This is a genomic window from Rhodococcus sp. IEGM 1241 (assembly GCF_033142365.1).
Taxonomy (GTDB): domain Bacteria; phylum Actinomycetota; class Actinomycetes; order Mycobacteriales; family Mycobacteriaceae; genus Rhodococcus_F; species Rhodococcus_F erythropolis.
Genome location: NZ_JAWLSE010000001.1, coordinates 1,311,733 through 1,337,612 on the forward strand (window position 1 = coordinate 1,311,733; position 25,880 = coordinate 1,337,612).

Here is a 25,880-nt window from a genome sequence, read left to right on the forward strand (position 1 = left end):
TCAGTGCAAATTGCGCTCGGAGTAGATCTTCATCGCGTCACGGACCAGCGAAGCGGTGCCTTCTCCGTACTTGTCGTAGTTTGCAGTGAAGCGGGGATCGTCGACGTACATCTGGCCGAGTCCGGTGAAGGCGTCGGCGCTGGGAGTCCTTCCCTGCCAACCGATTTTTATCCACTCGAACTGTCTCTGGGTAATCGTCTGGACGTCGTCGCTTTCCGCGGGTAGGCCCGCTGTCAGTGCTTTTCCGAATGCCGCTGCGATGTCAGCTTGAGCTTGCAGATGTGCTTTCCGGTCCTGCTCGGACATCGACCGCCACCAGTTGTCGCCGCTGGTATAGGCGTCCTTGCCCCAACGCTCGATGACCTCGTCCTTGTATCGGGTGTGGTCGAACCCGTCGAAAACATCTTCCGGCATGAGTGATTCACCTTTCTTCGTCTTGTTCAACGTCCTGTTGACCGATTCGATCTGTCTCGAGATCCGCGTGCGCTCTTGCTCGAGGAGTTCGAGGTGCGTACGCAGCGCGGCGGCCGTGTCGCGTTCACCGGTGAGGACTTCGGCGATGGCCGGCAATCCGAGTCCGAGTTCCCGAAGCAGCAGGATGCGTTGCAGTCGCACCAGGGCGTCTTCGTCGTAGAAGCGGTAGCCGTTGGCGCCGATGCGGCTTGGTTCCAGGAGTCCGAGATCGCCGTAATGGCGCAGCGTTCTGCTGGTGGTACCGGCGGATTTGGCGAGTTCTTGGATGGACCATTCGCTCACGTGGAGTTCCTACTCTCGGATCGGTTGTGCTCATTCAGCATGCAAGTTGACGTTGCGTCAATGTCAAGAAAGTTCTCGGTGTGCATTGTCGGGAACGTTTTATGTCCGTTTCGCCGTATCGCCACGAACGGGTCTCCAACTGATTGATTCGATGACCTAGGTCACGTGATTTGGCTCACAAATTGCCAATTTGAATAGTTGAACAAGCCTCTGTTGACGCTTTCACATACCTCGACCACGATCATCTGAACAGATCGAGTTACGCGGTTGTTGAAAATGCACGGTAGTTGAAATGCACTGCAGACGGAACGGTGGTCCACGATGACTGAACTGGTGTCGGGCGTAGCCCAGGCCAAGCCCTATGACCTCGATGATCGGTACCGGTCGGGATCGGGACCGGTGTTGCTGACCGGTGTTCAGGCAATCGCACGCGGTTTCGTCGAGCAGCACGTTCGCGACATCCGGGCGGGTAAGCGTATTGCCACTTTTGTCTCCGGTTACCAGGGCAGCCCCCTCGGCGGCGTCGACAAGATGCTCCACGGCATGCCCAAGGTTCTCGCGGAACACGACATCACCTTCATCCCCGGCTTCAACGAGGAGCTCGCTGCCACCGCGGTATGGGGAAGCCAGACGGATCTCCCGGCCGGAACCGCGACCCACGACGGCGTGACCGGCGTCTGGTACGGCAAGGGCCCCGGCGTCGACCGCGCTACCGACACCATTCGCCACGCCAACATGTACGGCGTGAACCCCAAGGGCGGCGTCGTCCTGCTGGTGGGCGACGACCCGGCGTCGAAGTCCTCCACGGTTCCGGCCGTCAGCGAGCGCTCGCTTGCCGCGATGGGTGTGCCGGTTCTCTTTCCGCGCAATGCCGAAGAGATCATCACGATGGGTATGCACGCCGTTGCACTCTCGCGGGTGTCCGGTTGCGTAGTAGCGCTGAAGATCGTCGCCGACGTCGCCGACGGTGCCTGGACGATCGACGGCAGCATCGCGGACTTCGACATCGTGGTTCCGGAAGTGCAGTTCGAGGGCAAGCCCTTCGTCTACAAGCAGCGTCAGATGGCTGCGCCGCCGGACAGTGTCATCGCCGAGGCCGATCTGTACGGCCCGCGATGGGATCTTGTTCACGCGTACGGAACTGCCAACAACCTCGATGTGATCGAGGTCAACCCCTCCGGTGCGAAGATCGGTATCGCCGCCACCGGTACAACTTTCGACTCCGTCCGCCAAGCTCTGGCAGACCTCGGCGTCGATGATGCGGCGCTGCACCGCGCCGGGATCCGTCTCCTTCGCATCGGAATGTGCTACCCCGTCGTGGGCGAGAAGATCAGGGAGTTCGCCGAAGGTCTCGAGCAGATCGTCGTGGTCGAGGACAAGACCGCGTTCATCGAAGCTCAGATCCGGGAAGTCCTGTACGGCACCGACGATGCTCCTCGCATCATCGGCAAGCGTGACGGCCAGGGCCGTCTGCTCATGCCTGCCAGTGGTGAACTGACCGCAGGCCGGCTGCTCGCCCCGTTGCGGCGCGTACTGAAGCCGCACGTCGAGCTCAAGCGCACCCTCCCGGCACCGCTGTCACTGAACGTGCTCTCCGCCAAGCGAACCGCGTACTTCTGCAGTGGGTGCCCCCACAACCGTTCCACCGCTATCCCCGAGGGTTCAATCGGCGGCGGCGGAATCGGTTGCCACACACTCGTCACCATGTCCGGCCGTGAGGACAGCGCTGTCACCGGCCTGACGCAGATGGGCGGCGAGGGCAGCCAGTGGATCGGGCAGGCACCGTTCACCGACGTGCCTCACCTGTTCCAGAACATCGGCGACGGCACCTTCTTCCACTCCGGTCAGTTGGCTGTCCAGGCATGCATCGCCGCAGGCGTGAACATCACCTACAAGTTGCTCTACAACGAAGTAGTGGCGATGACCGGTGCACAGGACGCAGAAGGTGCCCTCTCCGTTGCTCAACTCAGCCACAAGCTGACCACCGAGGGCGTCAAGCAGATCATCATCTGCGCCGACGAGCCTTCGCGCCACAACAAGCGCGCCCTGGCCAAGGGCACCAAGCTCTGGCACCGCGATCGCCTCGACGAGGCTCAGAAGGAGCTTCGCGAGATCAAGGGCGTCACCGTACTGATCTACGACCAGCACTGTGCGGCCGACGCTCGTCGCCAGCGCAAGCGTGGCACGCTGCCCACTCGCAACACTCGCGTCGTCATCAACGAGGCAGTGTGCGAGGGCTGCGGTGACTGCGGTGTGAAGTCGAACTGCCTCTCGGTCCAGCCTGTGGACACCGAGTACGGTCGCAAGACGAAGATCGACCAGACGTCCTGCAACACGGACTACACCTGCATGGACGGCGATTGCCCCTCATTCGTGACCGTCGAACTGGTGCCGGGCAAGAAGGCTCCCAAGGCCGCACGTCCCGTCCCGCCCGTCGTCGCAGATCCCGATTTCGGACCGCTCACCAGCACGCAGAACGTGTTCCTCGCGGGCATCGGCGGCACCGGTATCGTGACCGTCAACCAGGTGCTCGCAACGGCGGCACTGCGCGCCGGCCTCGAGGTGGAGAGCCTTGACCAGATCGGCCTGAGCCAGAAGGCCGGACCGGTTGTCTCGCACTTGCGTTTCAGCTCCAGCGCGCTCGAGCCGTCCAACCGCCTCACCCCGGGCAGCGCGGATTGCATCGTCGCCTTCGACCTGCTGACCGCGACGGACAACAAGAACCTCGACTACGGCAACGCCGAGAAGACGGTCTCCATCGCATCGACGTCGCAGACGCCGACCGGAGACATGGTCTACGACAAGGCTGTTCGCTACCCCGAGGAGACGTCACTCCTCGCCCGTCTCGACAAGGTGTCGCGCACCCTGCGCTCGTTCGACGCACTCGCCGCGGCACAGGAGTTGTTCGGTAACACCGCAGCCGCCAACTTCCTGCTGATCGGTGCTGCCTACCAGAGCGGTGGACTTCGTCTGCCGGCCGAGGCCATCGAAGAAGCGATCGGCATCAACGGCGTTGCCGTGGACGCGAACATCGCGGCATTCCGTTGGGGCCGTGCAGCAATTGCCGACACTGCAGCGTTCTCGGCCGTCACCACGCCGGCCAAGTCCGTCCGCGAACCCGTTGTCGCACCGGCTCACATGTTCGCCGGAACCACCTTCACCGGTGAAACCCTGCGACTGGTCGAACTGCGTGCGGCACAGCTCATCGAGTTCCAGTCCGTCAAGATCGCCCAGCGCTACATCGATCAGGTTCAGGCAGTCTGGACTGCTGAACGTGCCGCAACCGAGCGGACCGATTTCAGTGAAGCGGTCGCCCGCGGCCTGTTCAAGTTCACCGCGTACAAGGACGAGTACGAAGTTGCTCGCATGCTGGTCGATCCTGCCTTCATCGAAGACGTCAAGTCGCAGGTGCCGGCCGGGGAGAACCTGACCTACAAGCTCCACCCCCCGATCCTCCGAGTGATGGGCCGCAAGAAGAAGATCGGCCTCGGGCCCAAGTCGCATGTTGCACTGAAGGTTCTGGCCAAGGGCAAGAAGCTGCGCGGTACCAAGCTCGATCCCTTCGGCTACATGCACGTCCGCAAGGTCGAGCGTGAACTGCTCGCCGAGTACGAGGCCATGATCGCTGATCTCTCTCGTACGCTCGCAACCGACGGATACGATCGCGCCGTCGAGATCGCGGCGCTGCCGGACGTGGTTCGCGGCTACGAGGACATCAAGCTCGGCAACATCGAGCTGTACAAGACTCGCCTGCGCGAACTCGGTGTCGGTGAGTAGGAGCGTCAGCGAGTAGATCGAAGAAGACTGTGCCCCAGCGACCGTTGTCGCTGGGGCACAGTTGTATTCAGAGCTGTATCGTACGGAAACGGGTTCAGGAGGGCGGGAACTGGCCGTCGGCGACCACAGCGCTGCCGTTCCACGTGAAATTCACGATATTCGGTCCGCCTTGAGGGCAGCAGAATGCGTCGTCGTCGAGCAACCATCGGTATTGGACGGACACCGAATTCCTGTTGCTGTCGATGACGTGTGTGTACGAGTACGGCTTGCTGGTAGCCGTGCCCAGGTAAGTCCCGTCGTGGAAGAACAGGACGTGTGACTGATACGTCGCATCGCCCACGCCGTCACCGTCGACCGAAACCCAGAGCAGGTCAGGACAATTACCGATCTGCTCCTCGCTCGCGGATCTCGGTATCCAGCTGCCGCCGTTGACGTCGGTTCCCAAGGTGCCGATTGCGTCCGTGACGACCGGGGAGTCGACGTCGACACAGGGACCTGAAGCCGGGACTGCAGGCGTCGTCGCCGGCACGGATTCGCTTGCTGGGGTGCCCGATTGCGGCGGGGGAGAACTCGTTACCGTCGTCCCGGATTCGTTTGCCGTCGAGGTCGCCGACGCCGTTGAGCTTGACGCTGTTGAACTCGCCGCCGCCTCGGGTGTTCCTTCGGTCGACCCGCAACCGGCGACCGTCAGGGCAGTGGCCGTCACCAGTGCCGAGACAGCGACGGCGGCCGAAATCGGAGCTTTCCTGCGCATGCGTCCTCCAGAGAGTGTGGGTTCACGTGTTCAAGTCCCTCCCTCGTTCTGTCGCCGGGCCGCATGCGTGCGTTATCGAACAACTGATAACGATCAGCTATCGGGCTTCGGTGTTGACGGCTTCGGTGTTTGTGGCTCGAGCGGAGTCGTATCGCACGGATCCGGCAACCACGGTCATCGCGATTTCCGTGGTCAGGAGAGAATCGACCCCTTCGGTGAACGGATCTTGTTTCAGTACGACAAAATCGGCTGCTTTTCCCCGAACCAGTTGGCCGGTCACATCTTCCCACCGGCACGAGTAGGCAGCGTCGCGGGTTGCGTGAGCCAGCGCGTCCGCGAGGGGGAGCGCGTACCCCGGCAGGTTGGGTGCCAGTGACGGATCGATTGCGGATCGACGGGTGGTGGCGATGAACATGTTCGGCAGCGGCGGGTGGGGCGCCGTCGGAGCGTCCGAACCCAACGCCAGAACCGCTCCGGCCTCGGTGAATTCGGGCCAGGGGTACGCGCGATTCACCCGGTAGTCGCCGAGCATCGCCTGCCAGTTCTCTTGGATAGCAGGGTCAGCGTGAACCGGTTGCATCGAGGCGATGATTCCCAGGCGGGCAAGCCTTTCGACGTTGTCCCGGGTGATGGACTCCAAGTGTTCCATTCGGTGCCTGCGGGGAATGTCTCCGTTGGCGGCGATCGCGTACTCGAGTGCCGTCAATCCGATCTCCGACGCCTCGTCGCCGATCGCGTGCATCGCGATCTGCAGGCCTGCGGCGTCAGCGGCTGTCACGACGGGGATCAAGGACTCGAGATCCCAGATGGGCTCGGCGTTGGTGCCGTCAGAGTACGGCTCTTTCATTGCGGCAGTGCAGCTGTCGATCACACCGTCGATGATGATCTTGATTCCGGCGATACGGAGCCACGGACCTTGGACGCGCTCGTGGAGTTCGATCACGTCGTGAACTTGTCGGACGTTGTCGGCCTCGTTGTCCTCGCGGGTCATCAGCCAGTGAGCCGCGACGCGCAGCGGCAATGTGCCGTCTCCTGCATCCAATGCTCTTTCCAGCGAAGCTAATTCGTCCGCGCCGAGAGCCATGTCGACCGCGCCGGTCACGCCGTCCTCGAGATAGTGGCGGAACGCGAGCGCGAGGGCGGCGTCCCGGTCCTCGTCGGATGCGAGCTCCGCCAGTTTCGGCCAGACGTAGAGCATCATGGCGGTCTCGTACAGCATTCCGGTGGCTTCTCCGGTGTCCGGATCCCGGCCGATACGACCGCCGATCGGATCGGGCGTGTGCGCGTCGATGCCGAGTTCTCGCAGTGCTGCAGTGTTCACCCAGACCGAATGTACGTCGTTGGCGTCGAGGTACACCGGGCGATCGGGCACGACGGCGTCGATCATCTCTCGCGTCGGGTGCCCTCCATCCAGCGCGGAGAACAACCAACTGCGACCCAGCAGGCGTGGTGCGTCCGGGTTCGATTCCGCGAATTGCTTGATGCTGGACTGAATGTCGGCGAGATCGGTGGCATCACGCAGATCCAACTTCTGCAGCGCGAATCCCATCATGATCAAATGTGTATGGGCGTCGACGAAACCGGGTAGCACGACGGCGCCTTGGAGATCGATCACCTCGGCGTCGGGAGCCAGGATATCGGCATAGACGGTTTCGCCCACGAATCTGAGCTTGTGGTCCTCGACGACTATCGATTCGGCCCATCCGTCGTCGGCAGCCGTGAAGATCTTTCCGTTGCGGTAGTGAGTGATGCTGTCATTCATGACTTCTACGTGATCCTTACGCGATGACGGTAGTAGTGATGGCGGCGCTGTGGTGACGATACGCACCCTCGGTACGTGCGGAGAGTCGGGAAACCAAGGCGAACGGGACTAATAGAACGAAGCTGATCCCGGAGATGATGACTCCGAAGGTCGGATACCCGAGGCTGGCCGTCACCGAAGTGCCGAACAGCGGCGCGAACGCGGAGCCGATGAGGTAGGTGCCCAGTAGTGGGGCCGACCATCGGCCGGCGGCGTCGAGCGCGGCCGAGATGGCAACCAAGACGATGAACGTGGCCGCGTAGACAGTGTTCCAGGCGATGACCAGTACCAGGTAGATCGTGGGATCGGTGGTGAGGCTGGCAGACAGCTTCAGGATTGCCCCGAGTATCAGTAGCACGGAGATCGATACTGTCCGACTGACCCGAGAACCCAACGCGGTCAAAGTAACAGCCGCGAGCACGCCACCCGCCGTTGATGCGCTCAGCGCGAGACTCATTTGTTGATCCGAGAGTCCGGCGTGCTCGGAACCCATGATGCCGAGTACTGCCCACAGTGAGTCTTCGCTGATCGCCCAGACTGCAAGCATCGCGAGAAATGCGGTTCCGGCAAAAGTGAGTCGTTTCGCGCTTACCCCGGCGGGGAGAGTGGTGGTCGTCTTGGCGGACTTCGCCGTCTCCGGCGACTCTTTCACCGGGGATGACGGCAACCAGGTGACCGTTGCTGCGGTAGCCAGTGCCAGGACTGCGACGATGCCGAATGCGTTGGTCATGTGTGTGCCGAGGATGGGTATGAGAGCGAGGACGGCTGTGACGACGACACGGTTCACGAGGCCGCTGATGCTTGACGCCCGGTCCGGGTTCGTGAGCGCGGCCAGTGCCGCTCCACCAACGGATGCAGATCCACCAGCGCCGATGCCGCCGACGATGATCGCGGTACACGCGATCATCGTGGACGGTGCGATGGCCGCAACGCCGAATGCGGCTGCCATTGCCATCAGGCTGACGCGGCCGAGGAGATGACGATGCCGACCCGATGCGATACGAGTGGTGGCGAGGCAGGTGAACGCGCAGACCAGCAGCGATGCGGTCAGGAAGGCACCGGCGGCGGATTCGGTGACACCGAGGTCCTCGACCATTGCCACGATCATCAGGGGGATGAGGTTCGCGGTGATGAATCCCATGACACCGATGCTGAAGACGGCAATACCGCGGTTGGCGGTGAGTGGAACCCGGTCGGACTGCGTAATCGCAGAAGCGTTGATTGGCACTAGGGCAACCCCATGTCCTGAAGGGGGTGGCGGAACCGACCCCTGATGGCGTGATGCGAGTCACTTAATGAATGTGATTCGTTAAGTATGGGGATGGGCCCTGCCTCGGTCAAGGGGTATAACGAATTTGATTCGTTAATTGTATGTTTCGGGATACCGCCTCCCGCAAAGTGGCGTCGCCGGTCTGTTTCTTGTTGTGAGGCTTATGCTTCCGCAATGGCTGAGATTGCGGAACGCACCCGCTACTTCGAGCGCTACGTCACTTTCGTCGACGCGATTGTCGCCATTGCGATCACGCTGCTTGTCCTGCCGCTGGTCGAACTCACCAGTGACCACCACGGCACCACGTCGGAACTCCTGCGCGATCACGCTGCGCAGTTTTATTCGTTCGCCCTGAGCTTTCTGGTGATCTTCCGTCTCTGGTGGTCGCAGCATCGGCTGCTTCGTTTCGTGGTCGACGGAGACAAGGTGGTTGTGCGCGGGCTGGGGTTGTGGGTGATGACCATCGTGTTCTTGCCGTTCCCGACTGCGCTCGTTGCAGCGCCGTCGCAGGATCTCGGAACCAGGGCTCTCTACATCGGGACAATGGCAGCCAGTGCTGCGTGCCTGGCGGTGGTCGCGTGGGGTCTGGTTCGCAACCCTTCGTTGAGTGAAGAGAATGCGAAGCCGCATTTCACCGCTGAAATCGTCACTTTCCTGATCATGGTGGTGGCGCTGCTCGTCAGTGTGCTCGTTCCGGTGACGTCGTACTTCCCGCTGTTTCTTCTCCTGCTGTCGACGCCGATCGAGAAGCTGTGGAACCGAGTGGCGGCGAAATGGAGTGGCGGCGAAATGGAGTCGCGGTGAAGGTGAGATGAGCTAGTCGGCGCGAGCGGTCATCGCGGATTTCTTGGCTTTGTTTCCGCAGATGTTCATCGAGCACCAGCGTCGGTTGTTGCCGCGGCTGGTGTCGACGTAGAGGCCGGTGCACCCGTCGCCCTGGCAGGCTTTGACGCGGTCGTGGTCGGGTCCACCGAGCACCGCGATCGCGTCGGCAGCCACTATCGACAAAGCGTCGCGGATCGGATTGTGTCCGGCTGATTTCCAGAGGGCCCGGCCACTCTCGAGGACGAGGTGGGCATCACCGAGTTCGGATGCGGTGTTGACGATCCCGACATCGGCGCGTGAGGCGCGGCGGTCCTCGCATACGGCGGTTCCGATGCGATGAATGGCCTCACGTAAATCCTGCGCGCCGCGGAGGTCGTCTTCTGTCGCGGTTGCTGGGGTGTCCATCAGATCGTTGGCGCGTAACCATAATTCGAGTCGCTGCGGGCTCGTGAGTCGTTCGAACCTCGAGCCGTTCCGATTGGTGAGGGTGGCGGTGAAGCGGAAGGCGAGCGTGTCGTTGTCGAGTCGAAACACGTCCCGAGCGGATTGATCAACTCCTGCTTCGTTCACTTTCATCCTCCTTTGTAACGAACCATCTCAACCGGTTCGACAGCAACTGTACCTGTGTGAGAGTGTTGAACCGTCTTAGATGGTTCAGCATTTTCGAGAGGGAAATCCATGACTTCTGTTTCCGTGGTCGGTTTGGGTGCGATGGGTCGTCCCATCGCTCGAAATCTGATGGGTGCAGGCTTCGACGTGACGGTGTGGAATCGCAGCCCTGAAGCGGTAGCCGAATTGGTCGCGGAAGGGGCGACCGGCGCGAAAACCGTTGCCGAGGCATTCCAGTCCGGTGTTGTGCTGTCGATGTTGGCGGATGATTCGGCCGTGTCTGCGGCCATTCTGGATCCCGCCGTACTCGCATCCGTTCCGACTGGAACCGTGCACGTCAACATGGCCACCGTCAGCGTCGGCCTTGCCAAGCGCGCCGCCGCACTGCACGCCGAGTACGGCATCGGGTACATCGCGGCGCCGGTATTCGGACGCGTTTCTGTTGCTCAGGCTGGCCAGTTGAACATCATCGCCGGCGGCGACAGTTCCCTCCTCGAGCGAGTGCAACCCTTCCTGGACGTCATCGGGGCTCGCACGTGGCCACAAGGTGAGCGTCCGGAGCAGGCCAACATCGTCAAGATCATCGGCAACTACCTCATCCTTGCCGCGATTCAATCCTTGGGTGAGGCAATCACATTGGGGGAGAGGTCAGGTGTGGACGGAAGCCAACTCGTAGAACTGCTGACCTCGACGATCTTCCCGGGGCCGGTCTACTCCAGCTACGGAAACCTCGTCGCGACGCGTCAGTACGAGCCTGCAGGATTCACCACCACTCTGGGCCTCAAGGATTTGAGGCTTGCGCTCGACGCCGCCGACAGCGTCGATCTGGATTTGCCGTTCGGCGGCGTACTTCGAGGCGTGCTCGCTCAGGCTCTGGCGAACGGTCAGGGCGAGATGGACTGGGCGTCGATTGCAGAACTGGTCCGTTCCGGCCAGTCGGGTGAAGGCAGTCCCGAAACACCGACGAGGTGAGCGTGAACTCGGACGGGACTGCGACTTCGGCACTGGCGGAGACCGATTCCGTCCGGACGCTACCGCTGGCCGGGTTGTCGGCAGTCGCAATGGCAGGCTTCATAGCGATCACAACCGAAACCATGCCGGCCGGACTACTGGTGCAGATCGGGTCAGGACTGTCCGTATCTGTCTCCGGTGCCGGGCAATTGGTCACTGCATACGCGTTGGGCTCGGTCGTCGGGGCGGTACCACTGATCGCATTGACCCGAGGACTGCGACGGCGTGCTGTCCTGGTGTCGGCGACTGTTGGATTCGGTGTCTTCAATCTGGTGACAGCGCTGTCGTCGAATCTTGTTCTCGCCTTTGGTGTTCGGTTTCTGGCGGGCATGGCAGCAGGTGTGGTGTGGGGGTTGCTTGCTGGGTACGCACGCAGGATGGCGCCCCCTCATCTGCAGGGGCGGGCCGTTGCGGTTGCCTCCGTCGGACAGCCGATCGCGCTGGCAATCGGCGTTCCGATGGCTGCGTGGCTCGGGACCCTGGCCGATTGGCGCGTAGTCTTCGCCGTGATGTCGGTTGCTGCGCTACTTCTGGTCGTGTGGATACTCACGGTGATGCCGGACTTTCCCGGGCAACAAGCGGATCGGCAGCTGTCGGTGCGGAAGGTCCTGGTCCTGCCGGGCGTACGACCGATTCTGTTTGTCGCGTTCTTGTGGATCTTCGCGCACAACATCGTGTACACGTATCTGGCGGCGTTTCTGGATCGCATCGGTTTCGGCGATCGGTTGGGAATCGTCTTGTTCGTGTTCGGACTTTTCGCCTTCGTGGGCATCGGTGTGGTCGGGGTGTTTGTCGACCGGGCCCTTCGAAGTCTCACCGTGCTGAGCTTGGTGGTCTTTGCCGCAGCTTTGACGGCGTTGGGCGTCGGCGGTGACAGCTTCGCAGTGATCGCACTCAGCGTTGCGGTATGGGGCGTGGCATTCGGAGGCGCTCCCACTCTCCTTCAGACTGCGCTCGCCGACACGACGGGCGACGCTGTGGACACTGCGCAATCGGTTTTCGTGACGATCTTCAATGCGGCGATCGCAGCGGGCGGCGTCGTGGGCGGGCTGATCTTGGCGGACAGGGGTGCGGGAGCGTTGCCGTTGGTTTCGCTGGTGCTGATCGTCGTCGGTGTTCTTCTGGTAAGTATCCGACAATTCGGACATAGCTTGTGATTCACTTCACGCATGCGAAAGTCATTGCTGGTGGTTGCTCTCGTTGCTACGTGGTTTGTCGCCGGAGCGATGCCCGCGGGGGCTGCGGATGCGAACTGGTCCGGTGATTACTCGCTCAAGCGTTTCGCCGCGACCAAGACGGGCACAAGTCTGGCCGCCAGCCAGTGGGAGCCGGATTTCTCCGATACATACACGTTCGAGACGGATTGCTCGAGCGGAGTCTGTATCGCCACAGTGGTCGGCGGTCCGGCTCCCGCCAATCCGACGTTGCCGCAGCCTGCGCGATACACCTGGGACGGAACCAGTTGGGTGCACCCCTATGACTGGGAGTGGGATTGCTACCAGGGGGAAGGCGTGCCCAAGGTGTGGGCACCGGCGCACTCCGAGGCGTATTACACACCTCAGCCCGATGGCAGTCTGAAAGGTTCGTGGCGTACCGACATCGCGAGTGGTCCCTGCGAGGGATCGGTGATCATGCACGTCGAGGCGTACCCGGTCGGTCGATCTACCGGATCCTTCGGTAGTTGAGAACGATCTGTGGCCCGAAGGTGTTGAAACAAATCTGAGCCCGCGGGAATTGATCGAGCCCCATGCACGTTAATTGAGTCAGTAACGCTCAACTTTCTGCAAGGAGGCTTCGGAATGCCAGCATTCTTCGGGCCCGAGGGTCCCGGTCGCATCGATATTTCCCGGCTCATGAGCAGGGCCACCCAGCAACTCATGGCTGACGCTGCACGTGTAGCGGCTGCTCGCGGTGATTCGGATCTCGATGCACTGCACGTTCTCCGCGTCATGGCGGAGCAGGATCCGGTCCGCACGCTCATGCAGCGCGCCGGAGCCGACCCGAAATCCGTGGTCGACGCCGTCGATCTGCGGCTGCCACAAGGCCGTGAGCAGGGGGCCTACTCTGCTCCTGCGCTCAGCAGCGCCGTGAAAACCGCTCTACTCGAGGCTCATCAACTGGCCCGAGCCCTGGGATCGACGTACATCGATCCCGAACACCTCTTCATCGCATTGGCTGGTGACCCCGATCATGTTCCGGGTCGTCTGCTCGCTTCGGCCGGCATCACGCCGGAGAAGCTGCAGGCAGCGGTTCAGAATCCTGCAGCCGGTCCAGTCGAAGACGAGTCCACCACACCGACGCTCGACAAGTACGGCGTCGATCTCACCGATCGCGCACGCAACGGCGGCGTCGATCCGGTGATCGGCCGCGCCGACGAGATCGAACAGACCATCGAGATCCTCTCCCGCCGCACCAAGAACAACCCCGTCCTGGTGGGTGAAGCAGGCGTCGGCAAGACTGCCATCGTCGAAGGTCTCGCCCAGCGCATCGTCGACGGGGATGTCCCGGAATCGTTGGTGGGCAAGAGGATAGTCCAGCTCGAACTCTCGAGCATGGTCTCGGGTACTCGCTACCGCGGAGACTTCGAGGAACGGCTGACCAAGGTGATCGACGAGATCACCGCACACAAGGACGAGCTGATCGTCTTCATCGACGAGATGCACACCATCGCCGGTGCCGGAGGCGGCGCCGAAGGTGCGATGGATGCCGGAAACATCCTCAAGCCCAAGCTCGCTCGCGGTGAACTGCACATCGTCGGCGCCACCACGCTCGACGAATACCGCAAGAACATCGAGAAGGATCCCGCGCTCGAGCGGCGCTTCCAGCCCGTACAGGTCGGAGAGCCGTCGATCGAGGACGCGATCGCCATCTTGAGCGGACTGCGCAGTCGGTACGAGGATCACCACAAGGTCCACTACACCGACGAGGCGATCACCGCTGCGGTGGAGCTGTCGGCACGTTACATCGGCGACAGGTTCCTGCCGGACAAGGCAATCGACTTGATCGACCAGGCCGGCGCCAGGCTTCGGTTGAAGACGGCCACGGTAGACACCGCTGCTCTGCAGCAACGTCTCGAGCAGCTGGAGAGCGACAAGGAGAAAGCCGTCGCCGATGAATTGTACGAGAAGGCGTCGACCCTGCGTGACGAGATCAACAGCGTCGCAAAGCGTCTGGAGAAGGCAGGATCCTCGGTTCCTTCCGAGGAAACTCCGGATGTGACTGCTGAACAGATTGCCCAGGTTGTCGCCCGTGCCACGGGTATTCCGGCCAGCCAGATGACTCAAGCAGAGAAAGATCGCCTGCGCCGTCTGGAAGAGGAACTGCACGGTCGTGTCATCGGGCAAGATGACGCCGTTCGCGCAATCGCGCGTGCGGTGCGTCGTAGCCGGACCGGTATGAGCGATCCGGATCGTCCCGTCGGTAGCTTCCTGTTCCTCGGACCTACCGGTGTCGGCAAGACGGAGCTCGCAAAAGCTCTGGCTGCCACACTCTTCGGTGACGAGAACAAGATGCTGCGCTTCGACATGAGCGAGTTCGGTGAGAGGCACACGGTAAGCCGATTGGTCGGTGCTCCTCCCGGATATGTCGGCTACGGCGAGGCCGGACAGCTCACGGAACAGGTGCGTCGTAACCCGTACTCGGTGATCCTGCTCGACGAGATCGAAAAGGCACACCCGGACGTGTTCAACACCTTGCTCCAGGTGCTCGACGATGGGCGTCTGACCGACGGCCAGGGTCGAACGGTGGACTTCAAGAACACCGTCGTGATCATGACCAGCAATCTCGGCTCGGACATCATTTCGAGCAAGTCCGGTGGACTGGGCTTCACCACAGGTGATGCAGAGTCGGCGGAGAAGCCACTGCGCGACCGCGTGATGGCCAGGTTGCGCGAATCGATGCGGCCGGAGTTCCTCAACCGCATCGACGAGATAGTGATCTTCCGCAAGCTCGACACCGAGCAACTGCACCGGATCACTGATCTGTTGCTCGACGACAGCCGGAAGCGGTTGCAGTCCAAGGGCATCGACATCGAGTTCACCGCCGACGCAGTGGACTGGATTGCCGAGCACGGGCATCAACCCGAGTTCGGGGCTCGCCCGTTGCGACGTTCGATCCAGCGTGTGGTCGACGACAAGATCGCCGACATGCTGCTCGACGATCTCCTCGAAGAGGGCGGCAGCATCACCGTCGCGGTTGACGAGGGTGAGTTGGTGTTCAGCTAGGAGGGGCACAGCCCCTGTGAGCGGTTAGGGAGTCTCTGGACTCCCTAACCGCTCACAGGCGCGCAGCGCCCAAAATCTCCGCCGCCAGGGCGTCGTTGTGCCGGAAAAACCCCGCATTGGTACGGGGACGAGGGAAAGCCGCCGACCAGTTGTGGCCTGCAACCCACGGCCCGGCCGCGAAGCGGCGAGGATGAGCTGTGTTGTCCTGGTTGAGAATTCGTGACGTACCGTCGACGGCGAGCTTCGCCGAACTGTCCACGGTCGCACGAAGTTCGACTGCCTCGCCCCGACCGTGAAGCGTCCGCAGGAGCGAGTCACCGCTCGCGCTGATGGAAGCAACCGGCAAGCGTGCTTCGACGAGGGTGTTCGCGGCCACGATGTCGGTGTGCGACGCACTGCGAGCGACAAAGATCCCAGCCCCCGTTGCCGGGTCGATCTCGGTGGAGAACACCGAATCCGGCCCGAGGAACTGGACGATGCCGGCCTCGTTGAGCGCGATCAACTGTTCCAGTCGCTCGGGTGGCGGACCACTGGCGATGAAGCTGAAGAACGAATGAAGCCAACCCTCGACGTCCTTGGCGACGGATTCGGCCGGGATTCTGCCGCGCCGCAGCAATTCTCCGACAGTCATGTACGTCGACAGCAGCGCTGAGAAGACAGCGGCGTCGGCGCTGAAATACGGGTCCGACCTCCGCGCGACGTCTGCCGAGATGTATTCGTTGATCCGGGATTGGACCTCGGCAAGTCCGTCGTAGCGCTCACCGCCGAGTGGGCGGTTCAGTCGCTCGAGATCGATACGGTCTTCCGGCTTCGGAACTGCGTTCTCGACGAGTTCCTGCAATCGAGACGATCCCCAAGCCAGCGAGGCGAATTCGGCGTCGAACTCCTCCCAGGTGCCCACCGTCCGATCCGGGTGCGACGCGAACAGTTCGTGATAGTGGGCGCCTGCCAATTCTTTCGACGCCAGCGGCCAGATGTCGTTTCGGAAATTCAACGGCCCGTCGCCGGGCACAAGATCAGCGGTGAAGAACCGAGGTAGCGGTGGCCGCGCGTCGGCGATCGAGTACGAAATCTTGGAGTGGTACGGCACGCCTCGACGAGATCCGGCGTACAACAGAGGTTCCCGACCCGAGGGAGTGTAAGTGAGGGTGCCGTCCTCACCGCGTTCGAAGACGCCGCCGCGGCTCTCGGCGAGGAGAACCATCCAGTCGATGAAAGCCAGCCCGAGCCCGGCGATCAGAACCGGTTCGCGTTCGGGAATGACATCGGCGTCGAGGTCGGCGGTGTATCCCGGACCTACGTAGGTCAACCCGTGCTCGGACGCGAAGCTGGTCAGCGCGGTTTCACGCGGGGCAGCCAACGCATCGGGGTGCCCTTGCGCGAGAAGGACGGCCGTCGCTTCGATGACAACTCCGTCGTCCAGATGAACCGTCTGTATCTCGCCGACGCTCACGATGTCGACCACGGATCGTCGATGAACCCGAACGTCGACGTGCGCTGGTGCGGAGTCGACCGCGGTCTGGAACACCCAGTTCAGGTATCGGCTCTGCAGTGACCTCGATGCAAACGACGACGGGGTGATCATCGGAACTTCTGCCGCGATTTCGGGAAATTCGGCAAGTTCAGTCGAGTGCTCGGCGACCCATTCCGCGAGGGTCGGACCCGGCAGAACCGGGCCGGTCACGGCGGTGGTCTCGTCGGTGAACATCGTGACGTCCGCGGTTGTCGAATTCATCCACAGAAGCGGCGCCTGGCTGCCTCGCCAAATGCGGCCGGCGCCTGCCGGATACGGGTCGACGACGTGAATGTCGATCGGTATGGGATCGGCGTTCACCGATTCGTGAGCGAGGATTCGCTCGAGTACGCCGGTCCCGCGGGGGCCACCGCCCACGATCACGACGACAGCTGCTGTCCCCACTGAGGTACGGGGTCGATCGCCTGGCACGAGTCCTCCATCGGACCTGGCAGAAAGCACCCGCACCTCAGCAGAGGGGGTTGCTGCGACGTCACGGAGCCAGGACTCTCGATCGCTCTGGATGGTTAGTCCAGCTTATCTTCGGAGAATCGTGAGGCAAGGAATTCCGGACATCAGATCAGCGTGAATCAAACAGTTGTCAATCGTTATCTTTCGGTTTGCGTTGCCGGCAGGATCCGAGCGTGAACATCCCCGAAGCCGATTCGTGATCCCCCGACGCCGGGAGCGGTGGCTGAGATGGCGATGGTGTCGCCGTCTTCGAGAAAGGTTCGAGTCTCGGAGCCCACAGTCACGGGTTCCTTGCCACCCCAGGTCAGTTCGATGAAGGCGCCGCGCTGATCCTTGTCCGGTCCGGAAATGGTTCCGGATGCAAAGAGATCGCCGGTGCTCGCTGCTGCGCCGTTGATGGTGGTGTGCGCAAGCATCTGCGCAGGCGACCAGTACATCTGGGCGTAGGGCGGCCGGGAGACGACGTGACCGTTCCATTCGACGGCCAGGTCGATGTCCAACCCCCACTTCTCCTCGCCGCGCAGGTAAGAGAGAGGTTCGGGGTCCTGCACCGGCGTATCGATTCGGGCCTCTTCGAGCGCGAGCAACGGGACAACCCACGCAGAGATGGACGTCGCGAAGCTCTTCCCGAGATTCGGGCCGAGAGGGACGTATTCCCACGCCTGGATGTCCCGGGCGGACCAGTCGTTCACGACGACGGCGCCGAAGACGTGCTCGGCAAAGTCGTCCGGGGTGATGGAATCGCCCATCTTCGAGGGAGTTCCGACGATGAAGCCCATTTCGGCCTCGATGTCGAGGCGGCGGGACGGTCCGAAATCCGGGTTCTCCTGATCGGGTGACTTGCGCTGTCCGCAGGGGCGAACGATATCGGTGCCGGAGACGACGATGGTGCTCGAGCGCCCGTGGTATCCGACCGGAAGGTGCTTCCAGTTCGGCATCAAGGGGGCAGCGTCGGGTCGGAACAGGCGTCCGAGGTTGGTCGCATGATTTTCCGACGCATAGAAATCCACGTAGTCGGCCACCGCGATCGGCAAGTGCATTGTGACTGAGTCGACGGGAAACACTGCGTCCGAGACTATTTCGCCGGTCACTAGATCCGTGATCCGATTACGCACCGATACCCACTGATCTCGGCCCAGCGCCATGAACGCATTCAGACTCGGTTCGGCGAAGACGGAATCTCCCAGTGTCGCTGCGAGATCGACCACCGAGTCGGCGACCCGAACACCAACACGCGGTGATCCTCCGGCGGGGGAGAAGATGCCGTATGGCAGATTGTCGATCCCGAACAACGAGTCGGCGGGAATGTCGATGGTCGTGACGGTCATACGAGTGTTCCTTCGGTTTTGTCGGAGCGGACGATCAATCCGAGACCTTCGAGTTCGGTGAGAGGGTCCGAAATGCTACAGGTCCCGAACGAGAGGAAGCGGCGACGCACCTCGCCGGCCTCGTCCGCGGTCAGTTCGGCCAGGGCTTGCGCGATCGATTCGCCATCGCGTTGCGCCAGAGCAGCAACAACTTCCGAGCGGTCGGCGCCCCGCCTCACAGCGTTGACGGCCACCATGATGTTGAGGAAGCCGTGCTGCTCGAAACCTGTCTCCGGATCGGTATTGCGCACGCCGTGATGCAGTCCCGCGGTCGCCTTGAACGGGATACCCGCTCGGACAACGGATATCACGGCATCGGCGAGCTCGTCCTCGTCCGGGTACGCTTCGGCGACAATTCCTCCGGTGCGAAACTTCGCGGAGTACCCGGCGGTTTCGAGCGCCGTCAGAAAGTCCACGCGTCGATCACCGCGGGGTACCTCGACAAAAATGTCCAGGTCGGGATGAGCGGCATGGACGGGAGCGAGTTCCTCGAAGGCGGCTTCGGCGTCCAACCCGTCAGGAATTCCCACTTCGACGGCGGCGACGCTGACACCGGGGATAGCGAGCGCGTTCGACAGTGCCGCCGCCGTATCGGCTGGACCGGCCGGCACAGTCAGACTCAGCGTCACCGGGTTGTCAGCTGAAACGTACGCGGCCAGTTCGCTCAATCGCGGCGCGGGAAAGACGAAGGGCCCGACCAGTGCGTCATAGTCCGCCTGCTGGTAGGCCGCGTGGGCCGGAACTGCCTCGGCGAGAGGAGCATTGCCGGGTGGGAAGAGTGCTGCGTCGTCGCACAGGCCGCGCAGGAGTGGGGAGATGATCGTCATTGCTGAGGCCCCCGCCCTGCCCAACTCCAGGCGTACGCTTCGTCTTCACAGGCCAAGGCTCCCTCACCCAATTCGAGGGGCCGGAACGTATCGACCATCACGGCCAGCTCGTCGAAGAACTCGGCGCCGATGCTTCGCTCGTACGCGCCGGGTTGTGGGCCGTGGGCGTGGCCGCCGGGATGAATCGATATCGAACCCTGCCCGATGCCGGAACCCTTGCGTGCCTCGTAGTCACCGCCGCAGTAGAACATGATCTCGTCCGAGTCGACGTTCGAGTGGTAGTACGGCACGGGGATCGACAGGGGGTGGTAGTCGACCTTGCGGGGCACGAAGTTGCAGATCACGAAGTTGTTCCCCTCGAATGCCTGGTGCGCGGGCGGCGGCTGGTGAACACGGCCCGTGATCGGCTCGTAGTCGGAGATGTTGAAGGTGTACGGGTACAAGCATCCGTCCCAACCGACGACATCGAAAGGGTGCGTGGGATAAACCATTCGGGTGCCGACGATGCCCGCCGACGTGCGGTGCTTGACCAGTACCTCGATGTCGGTGCCTTCGGCGATCATGGGCGCGGTCGGTCCGTGCAGGTCTCGTTCACAGAACGGTGCGTTCTCGAGTAGCTGGCCGAAGCGGGAAAGATAGCGCTTGGGCGGGACGATGTGACTGTTCGCTTCGATGGCGTAGGCACGAAGTGGTTTGTCACCCTTGGGGATCCATCGATGCGTTGTGGACATCGGGATCAGGACGTAGTCACCTTCACAGGCCTCGAGTGTGCCGAAGACAGTCTCGACGGTCGCCTCGCCAGATTCGATGTAGACCATCTCATCGCCGATTGCATTGCGGTACAGGGGAGATGGCGCCGCCGCAACGACGTAGGACAGTCGCACGTCGGCATTTCCGAGGATGAGACGACGGCCGGTTACCACGTCGGTCTCGTTCCAGGTGCTTTCGGGAAACAGTGTGTGGAGTTTCAGATGGCGCGGTTTGAGGGGATGGTTGGGGGTTGTGCTCTGATCGCGCAGTTCCCAGACTGTTGCGTCGACGATGGCCGACGGGATCTCGCGGTGGTAGAGCAACGAAGAATCCGAGGAGAAACCTTCCTCGCCCATCAGTTCTTCGTAGTAGAGGTTGCCGGACTCGTCACGGTGTTGGGTGTGACGCTTCGGTGGGATGTTGCCGAGTTGTCGATAGAACGCCATGACGGGGCTCCTTCTGTGCTGTTCTGCCTGGCTCACCTCCACCAGATAGTAAATACATTAACTAAAATGATGTGATGGGCGCAACCCTTCAAGGGGGTTCGGGTCTATGTCAGTTACGTCCGCGTACGTCGAACTGGCTGCGGTTGGTGATCAGTTTGTCCAGGAGCATGACAAGAATTCGCTGTTCGGCCTCGCTCAGGACGCTGACCCAGGCGTGTTCGCGTTCGTTCTGCTCGCGAAACGCTTCGACCATGGCTTCTCGGCCTTTGTCGGTCAGGTACAGCTGGACCGAACGGCCGTCGTTCTCGGTGGGCCGACGATCGATCAATCCGTCTGCCAGCAGCGACTTGGACAGATTGGAGACCGCTGCCCTACTCATTCCGGTGAGCTCGGCGGCAGCCTTCGGCTCGATCGGACCGGCCAGCCAGGTGACGAACAACAGTCGGAAGGAGGACCATGACCAGCCTCGAGGGCGGTGGATCGACGACTCGAGATCGTACGTGACGACGTTGGAGGCTCGGTTGAGCGTCAGGAGAACCTCGGTGGCGAGCTGATCGCGAAAGCCGTGTTCGGTGGCCAGCTTTTTGTTGGCCAGTTCGATGAACGACCAGAAATTGAGTTCGCCGACGGTTGACTGGTCATCGGTTGTCCGGTCATTCATGGACTAACCCTAGCGCGATCGGCAGGTGATTAATCTATGTACTAGATTTCGGGGTTCTGATGAAACTTCGCAACCTGGCACTGCGGTCGAGGTTCTGAACTATCGTGACGCGCGTGACTGTGCGCAGCGACGAGTTTCCCCTGGATACCGACCTCATGTCGGTGGGGCAACTCGAGCGGAGACGACGATTGACCACGGCGGTGGTCGAGATGCTTGCAGCGATGCCGTCGGATCGAATCCAGATGAAAGAAGTGTCGGAGCGTTCAGGCGTGGCGCTAGGCACTCTCTATCGCTACTTTCCGACCAAACAGCAACTTCTTGCTGCGGCGATGACGGCGTGGAGCGGGCTCGAATCCGCTCGTCGTCCTGAGGAGCCGCGAACAGGCGGCGAAGAGAGCAATGCGTACGAACGGGTTCTGGCACTTCATCGCCGCGAGATGAAGGCATTCGAGCGTAGGCCTCACTTCGCTCGACTCGAGATCGAACTCCATTCGTCCTCGGATCAGTTCGTGATCGAGTCGTTGGATCAGCGCGCGGCTGCACATCGGAGAATGCTGTTCGAATTGATGGACGGTATTCCGGCCGAGACGGCGCGGGTTGCGGCCGTGGCAATGGGCGGCACGATGTTGACGGCCCTTGCACTGTGGACCAGTGGCCGGATCGGATTCGCAGAGGCCCAGCGGAACGTCGAAGATGTCATCGGACTGGTACTTCGCTGAACGGTGTCACTCTAGAATTCAGTTCTTGTTTCTGTCGCTGTGAATGCGAATCATCGCTGCAGCTTTGTGAAAACGAAGACGCAGGGAGCGTCCTTACCTAGAATTCACTTACAAAACTGCCGGGATGTCCGATCCAAGGATCGACGTGTCCGTGAACTGTGAAAGTGAGTCGCAATGAAGCGCTCGTACCGAGCTCGCTCTCGAATCTGGATGGTTGTCCTGGCGTCGGCGACACTGGTGGTGACGGGGTGCGCCGGTAGCAGCCAAGGTACGACCACGGATGCATCGGACGTGACGGTCGGAGTTGTCGGTGACCAGAACAACGGGGGAGAGCCGCGCTCGGGTGGCACCGTGTCGTTTGCCACCTACAACGGGATCAGCAGTCTCGATCCGGCTGACCGTCAGGACGGCGGCGCTACCGGTGGTAGCGAAATGGCGGCCATCTACGACCTTCTGATGCGCTTCGATACGGCGGCGGGCGAATACGTTCCCCACTTGGCGCAGTCTTTGTCGGCCAACGGCGACAACACGGTGTGGACACTGAAATTGCGCGACGGCGTCACCTTCAGCGACGGCACTCCGATGGACAGTGCGGCAGTCCTGTGGAGTATCGATCACTATCTGCAGAAGAAGGGAACTCACGCGCTGGTGTGGAAGACCACTGTGCGCGAGAGGAATTCACCGGATCCGAGTACGGTCGTCTTCACATTGGCGCAGCCGTGGGACGAGTTCCCGATCATGTTCACCACCGGTCCCGGCATGATCGTCGCGCCCTCGTCGATGGCTACCGGCACGTTCACCCCGATCGGGGCAGGTCCGTTCACCGTCGAGAAGTTCGCCTCCCAGGACGAATTGGTGCTCGCTGCCCGTCCGACGTACTGGGACGGGGCACCGTACCTCGAGAAGTTGCGCTTTCCGGCAATCGTCAACGAGAAGAGCAAACTCGAGGGATTGCACACCGACGGAATTCAGGTCGCCTATCTGAAGTCTCCCGATTTCATACACGAGGCTTTCGAAGCCGGTGATCCAGGATTTGTGTACTCGGCCAGCATGGCCGGCGTTCTGGCAATCAATCAGCGCGACGATCGGGCAGCGAAGGACGAGCGCGTGCGTAAGGCGATTGTCGCTGCGGTGGACCCGACTACGTTCAACGAGCGAGTTCAGGGCGGCTTCGGCGAACCCGGCACCGACATGTTCGCGTCGTGGTCGCAGTGGCACGGATCGGTGGCCGGGAACGGCTTCGACCCCGAGGCGGCGAAGAAGTATCTCGCCGAGGCGAAGGCCGACGGTTACGACGGAAAACTGACGTACGTCGGTATGAACGATCCGGCGACGCAGCGCAGCGCACTGACGTTTCAGTCGCTCTTGCAGGCAGTGGGTTTCACGGTCGACATCACCTACGCAACCAGCATCAACGATCTGATTTCCATGCTGTACGCGAAGCATGACTACGACGTGTCCTACTTCGCGTTCAACGTGCTGGAAGAGTCACCGTTCGTGCGTATGTACGGCAACCTGTTCAGCGAATCGCCGTCGAACATTCTCGGCTACAAGAACGCTCGGATGGACGAGTTGCTCGGCAAGCTGCAAACAGCGTCGGGCGAGGATGAGCGGCGAGCCGTCATCGACGATATTCAGACCGTGGTCAACGAGACAGCGCCGATGGCCGTGGTCAACTCCGGCAAGGTTTTCATCCCGTGGCGCGAGAACGTGCACGGAGTGATGCCGAGTGCGGACGGGATTCTGCTCTTCGGCAACACGTGGTTGAGCTGACCCCCGTGCGCCTTTTTGGTAGTGCCCACTACCAAAAAGGCGCACCGGGGCTTCGCCCCTAAAGCTCCGCTCGTACCAACTTCGCGGCTTCGACGAGGTTACGCAGTGACGCCTCGACCTCGACGGAACCGCGAGTCTTCAAACCGCAGTCCGGGTTGACCCACAACCGCTCGACCGGAACAGCTTTGAGTGCCTCACGCAGTGATTCGGCAATTTCGTCGACGCTCGGCACCCGCGGCGAGTGGATGTCGTAGACACCGGGGCCGACGCCGAGATCGAACCCGACCGAACTGAGATCGTCGAGGACCTCCATGTGTGAGCGTGCCGCCTCGATGGACGTGACGTCCGCGTCGAGGCCGGCGATGGCGCCGATCACCGCTCCGAACTCGGAGTAGCACAGGTGCGTGTGGATCGCGGTGGAATCCGCGACGCCCGAGGTGGCCAACCGGAAGGCGCCGACCGACCAGTCCAGGTAGGCGCGCTGATCCTCGGCACGCAGTGGGAGTAGTTCTCGCAGAGCCGGTTCGTCGACCTGGATGATTCCGATTCCGGCGGCCTGCAGGTCGACGGTCTCGTCTCGAATGGCCAGTGCGACTTGATTTGCCGAGTCGGCGAGGGGTTGGTCGTCGCGGACGAACGACCAGGCCAGAATGGTGACGGGTCCGGTGAGCATGCCCTTGACCGGCTTGTCGGTCAGGGACTGTGCGTACGTGATCCAGTCGACGGTCATCTGCTTCGGGCGCGAGACGTCGCCGTACAGAATCGGCGGACGCACGCAGCGGGTGCCGTACGACTGGACCCAACCGTTGGCGGTGGCGAAGAATCCGTCCAACTGCTCCGCGAAGTACTGGACCATGTCGTTGCGTTCCGGCTCACCGTGCACAAGCACGTCCAGGTCCAGCTTTTCTTGGAGCGCAACAACTTCGGCAATTTCGGCGCGCATACGGTTGACGTACTCGGCTTCGTCGATCTCACCTTTGCGCAGCGCTGCGCGAGCGATGCGGATCTTCGAGGTTTGCGGGTACGAACCGATGGTCGTCGTGGGCAGCGGCGGCAGAGAAAGCAGCTCGTCCTGGGCAGCGCGACGTTCGGCGGCGGGCGCGCGACCGGTTGCCGAGTTCAGCACCGCGTCCAGACGGCCTCGAACACTCGCATCATTGAGTCTGCGATCGTCCTTGCGGGTCGACGCGGCCGCTCGTGCCAGAGCGAACTCGTCCTCCACCGACTCTCTGCCCTGTGTGAGAGCGGTTGCGAGAGTTACTACTTCCTTGACCTTCTCGGTGCCGAACGCGAGCCACGAGCGCAGGGCCTTGTCGACATCGGACTCAGCGTCGAGTGTGTACGGAACGTGCAGCAGGGAGCACGACGTGGAGACGGCAAGCGTGTCGACGCTGCCGAGCAAGGCACCCAAAGTGCTCAGTGCCGAGTCCAGATCGGACCGCCAGATGTTTCGTCCGTCGACCACTCCGGCGACGATTAGTTTGCGGGCGAGTTCAGGTACGGAGCCGATCGAATCCTGACCGGCCACCAGGTCGACGGCAAATCCTTCGACGCCGGTGGACGCAAGCGCGGGCAACGCGTCACGCAGCGAACCGAAGTACGACGCCAACAGGATCGACGGCCGCTTGGACAGCGCTGAAAGCTGTTCGTACGCAGCGCGTGCCGCTTCGATTTCCTCATCGGTGCGATCGCCCACGAGGGCGGGTTCGTCGAACTGAACCCAGCTCGCACCGGCCTTCGCGAGCCGACCGAGTAGATCCGCGTAGAGGGGGAGTAGTTCGTCGAGCCGCGAGAGCAGCGGCTCGTCTGTGCCGACAGCCTTCGAGAGCAGCAGGAAGGTGACCGGTCCGATGACGACCGGGCGGGCTGCAATGCCGTCGGAAAGTGCTTCTGCCAGTTCGGACAAGACTTTGGACGGGTCGAGTGCGAACGTGGTGGACGGTGAAATCTCCGGCACCAGGTAGTGGTAGTTGGTGTCGAACCACTTCGTCATTTCGAGTGGCGCGATGGTGTCCGTCCCACGGGCAGCGGCAAAGTAGCGGTCCAACGGATCGGCGACCGACGCGACGCGGTCGGGCAGCGCGCTGAGAAGAACTGCGGTGTCGAGCATCTGGTCGTAGAAGGAGAAGGTATTGACCGGGACGGAGTCGAGGCCCAGGTCACGGAGGTCGGCCAAGCCCTGCCGACGGAGGTCACGGGCGACAGCCTGCAGGGCGTCGGCGTCGATGCGCCCTGCCCAGTAGCTTTCGGTTGCCCGCTTGAGTTCTCGATGAGGACCGATGCGCGGTGAGCCCAGCACGGTCGAAGTGAATGTTGTTGTCACGGAG

At 62.0% G+C, this 25,880-nt stretch carries 19 protein-coding genes; 8 read left to right on the forward strand and 11 right to left on the reverse strand.

Going from position 1 to position 25,880, the window contains the following annotated elements; genetic code table 11:
- Complete coding sequence (locus tag R4P70_RS06330; protein ID WP_019745027.1) at positions 1–756, reverse strand: MerR family transcriptional regulator; 756 nt, start codon at positions 754–756, stop codon at positions 1–3.
- A 321-nt stretch (positions 757–1,077) separates the two neighbouring features.
- Between R4P70_RS06330 and R4P70_RS06335 the strand changes: the two genes are divergently transcribed.
- The gene (locus R4P70_RS06335; RefSeq protein ID WP_020970559.1) at positions 1,078–4,533 is read left to right on the forward strand and encodes an indolepyruvate ferredoxin oxidoreductase family protein; all 3,456 of its coding nucleotides are present in this window, start codon (positions 1,078–1,080) and stop codon (positions 4,531–4,533) included.
- Between the two features lie 94 nt (positions 4,534–4,627).
- Here the strand turns inward: R4P70_RS06335 and R4P70_RS06340 are convergent, their stop codons facing one another.
- The 3 genes from R4P70_RS06340 to R4P70_RS06350 all read right to left on the reverse strand — a co-directional run bounded on the left by R4P70_RS06340 (position 4,628) and on the right by R4P70_RS06350 (position 8,316).
- On the reverse strand, positions 4,628–5,287 hold the full coding sequence (locus tag R4P70_RS06340) for an LppP/LprE family lipoprotein (RefSeq protein WP_317830544.1): 660 nt from the start codon (positions 5,285–5,287) through the stop codon (positions 4,628–4,630).
- Between the two features lie 97 nt (positions 5,288–5,384).
- The gene (locus tag R4P70_RS06345) at positions 5,385–7,049 is read right to left on the reverse strand and encodes an amidohydrolase (protein WP_317830545.1); all 1,665 of its coding nucleotides are present in this window, start codon (positions 7,047–7,049) and stop codon (positions 5,385–5,387) included.
- Between the two features lie 16 nt (positions 7,050–7,065).
- On the reverse strand, positions 7,066–8,316 hold the full coding sequence (locus R4P70_RS06350; RefSeq protein WP_317830546.1) for an MFS transporter: 1,251 nt from the start codon (positions 8,314–8,316) through the stop codon (positions 7,066–7,068).
- Between the two features lie 216 nt (positions 8,317–8,532).
- On the opposite strand from R4P70_RS06350, the gene R4P70_RS06355 reads away from it, so the two are divergent.
- A complete protein-coding gene (locus R4P70_RS06355) occupies positions 8,533–9,162 on the forward strand; it encodes a TMEM175 family protein (RefSeq protein ID WP_195790538.1) in 630 nt (209 codons plus the stop codon).
- A gap of 12 nt (positions 9,163–9,174) precedes the next feature.
- Here the strand turns inward: R4P70_RS06355 and R4P70_RS06360 are convergent, their stop codons facing one another.
- A complete protein-coding gene (locus R4P70_RS06360) occupies positions 9,175–9,759 on the reverse strand; it encodes a CGNR zinc finger domain-containing protein (protein ID WP_317830547.1) in 585 nt (194 codons plus the stop codon).
- A gap of 102 nt (positions 9,760–9,861) precedes the next feature.
- Between R4P70_RS06360 and R4P70_RS06365 the strand changes: the two genes are divergently transcribed.
- From R4P70_RS06365 to R4P70_RS06380, 4 genes are all read left to right on the forward strand, one after another.
- Complete coding sequence (locus R4P70_RS06365) at positions 9,862–10,764, forward strand: NAD(P)-dependent oxidoreductase (protein ID WP_019745020.1); 903 nt, start codon at positions 9,862–9,864, stop codon at positions 10,762–10,764.
- A 2-nt stretch (positions 10,765–10,766) separates the two neighbouring features.
- The gene (locus R4P70_RS06370; protein ID WP_317830548.1) at positions 10,767–11,960 is read left to right on the forward strand and encodes an MFS transporter; all 1,194 of its coding nucleotides are present in this window, start codon (positions 10,767–10,769) and stop codon (positions 11,958–11,960) included.
- A gap of 12 nt (positions 11,961–11,972) precedes the next feature.
- Positions 11,973–12,488: a hypothetical protein gene (locus tag R4P70_RS06375; protein ID WP_019745018.1), complete on the forward strand. Its 516-nt coding sequence runs from the start codon at positions 11,973–11,975 to the stop codon at positions 12,486–12,488.
- A gap of 114 nt (positions 12,489–12,602) precedes the next feature.
- The gene (locus tag R4P70_RS06380; RefSeq protein ID WP_021332155.1) at positions 12,603–15,026 is read left to right on the forward strand and encodes an ATP-dependent Clp protease ATP-binding subunit; all 2,424 of its coding nucleotides are present in this window, start codon (positions 12,603–12,605) and stop codon (positions 15,024–15,026) included.
- 52 nt (positions 15,027–15,078) lie between these two features.
- On the opposite strand, the gene R4P70_RS06385 is transcribed toward R4P70_RS06380, so the two are convergent.
- The 5 genes from R4P70_RS06385 to R4P70_RS06405 form a co-directional block, all read right to left on the reverse strand.
- Complete coding sequence (locus tag R4P70_RS06385; RefSeq protein ID WP_317830549.1) at positions 15,079–16,971, reverse strand: FAD/NAD(P)-binding protein; 1,893 nt, start codon at positions 16,969–16,971, stop codon at positions 15,079–15,081.
- Positions 16,972–17,147: 176 nt separating this feature from the next.
- Entirely contained in the window at positions 17,148–18,338 is a 1,191-nt protein-coding gene (fahA, locus tag R4P70_RS06390) for a fumarylacetoacetase (protein WP_080909068.1), read from the reverse strand.
- Positions 18,335–19,204, reverse strand: a complete 870-nt coding sequence (locus R4P70_RS06395; RefSeq protein ID WP_019745014.1) for a hypothetical protein — start codon at positions 19,202–19,204, stop codon at positions 18,335–18,337. The genes fahA and R4P70_RS06395 overlap by 4 nt, the downstream gene beginning before the upstream one ends.
- Positions 19,201–20,400, reverse strand: coding sequence for a homogentisate 1,2-dioxygenase (locus R4P70_RS06400; protein ID WP_019745013.1), 1,200 nt, complete (start codon positions 20,398–20,400; stop codon positions 19,201–19,203). The genes R4P70_RS06395 and R4P70_RS06400 overlap by 4 nt, the downstream gene beginning before the upstream one ends.
- Positions 20,401–20,509: 109 nt before the next feature.
- Positions 20,510–21,061 (reverse strand): MarR family winged helix-turn-helix transcriptional regulator, encoded by a 552-nt coding sequence (locus R4P70_RS06405; RefSeq protein ID WP_019745012.1) that lies wholly within the window; start codon positions 21,059–21,061, stop codon positions 20,510–20,512.
- 104 nt (positions 21,062–21,165) lie between these two features.
- Here R4P70_RS06405 and R4P70_RS06410 point away from each other — a divergent pair, with 104 nt between their 5' ends.
- The gene (locus R4P70_RS06410) at positions 21,166–21,780 is read left to right on the forward strand and encodes a TetR/AcrR family transcriptional regulator (protein WP_113683316.1); all 615 of its coding nucleotides are present in this window, start codon (positions 21,166–21,168) and stop codon (positions 21,778–21,780) included.
- A 174-nt stretch (positions 21,781–21,954) separates the two neighbouring features.
- Positions 21,955–23,553: an ABC transporter substrate-binding protein gene (locus tag R4P70_RS06415; protein ID WP_317830550.1), complete on the forward strand. Its 1,599-nt coding sequence runs from the start codon at positions 21,955–21,957 to the stop codon at positions 23,551–23,553.
- Between the two features lie 58 nt (positions 23,554–23,611).
- Here the strand turns inward: R4P70_RS06415 and metE are convergent, their stop codons facing one another.
- Positions 23,612–25,876, reverse strand: a complete 2,265-nt coding sequence (gene metE, locus R4P70_RS06420; protein ID WP_317830551.1) for a 5-methyltetrahydropteroyltriglutamate--homocysteine S-methyltransferase — start codon at positions 25,874–25,876, stop codon at positions 23,612–23,614.
- Between the last annotated feature and the right edge of the window lie 4 nt (positions 25,877–25,880).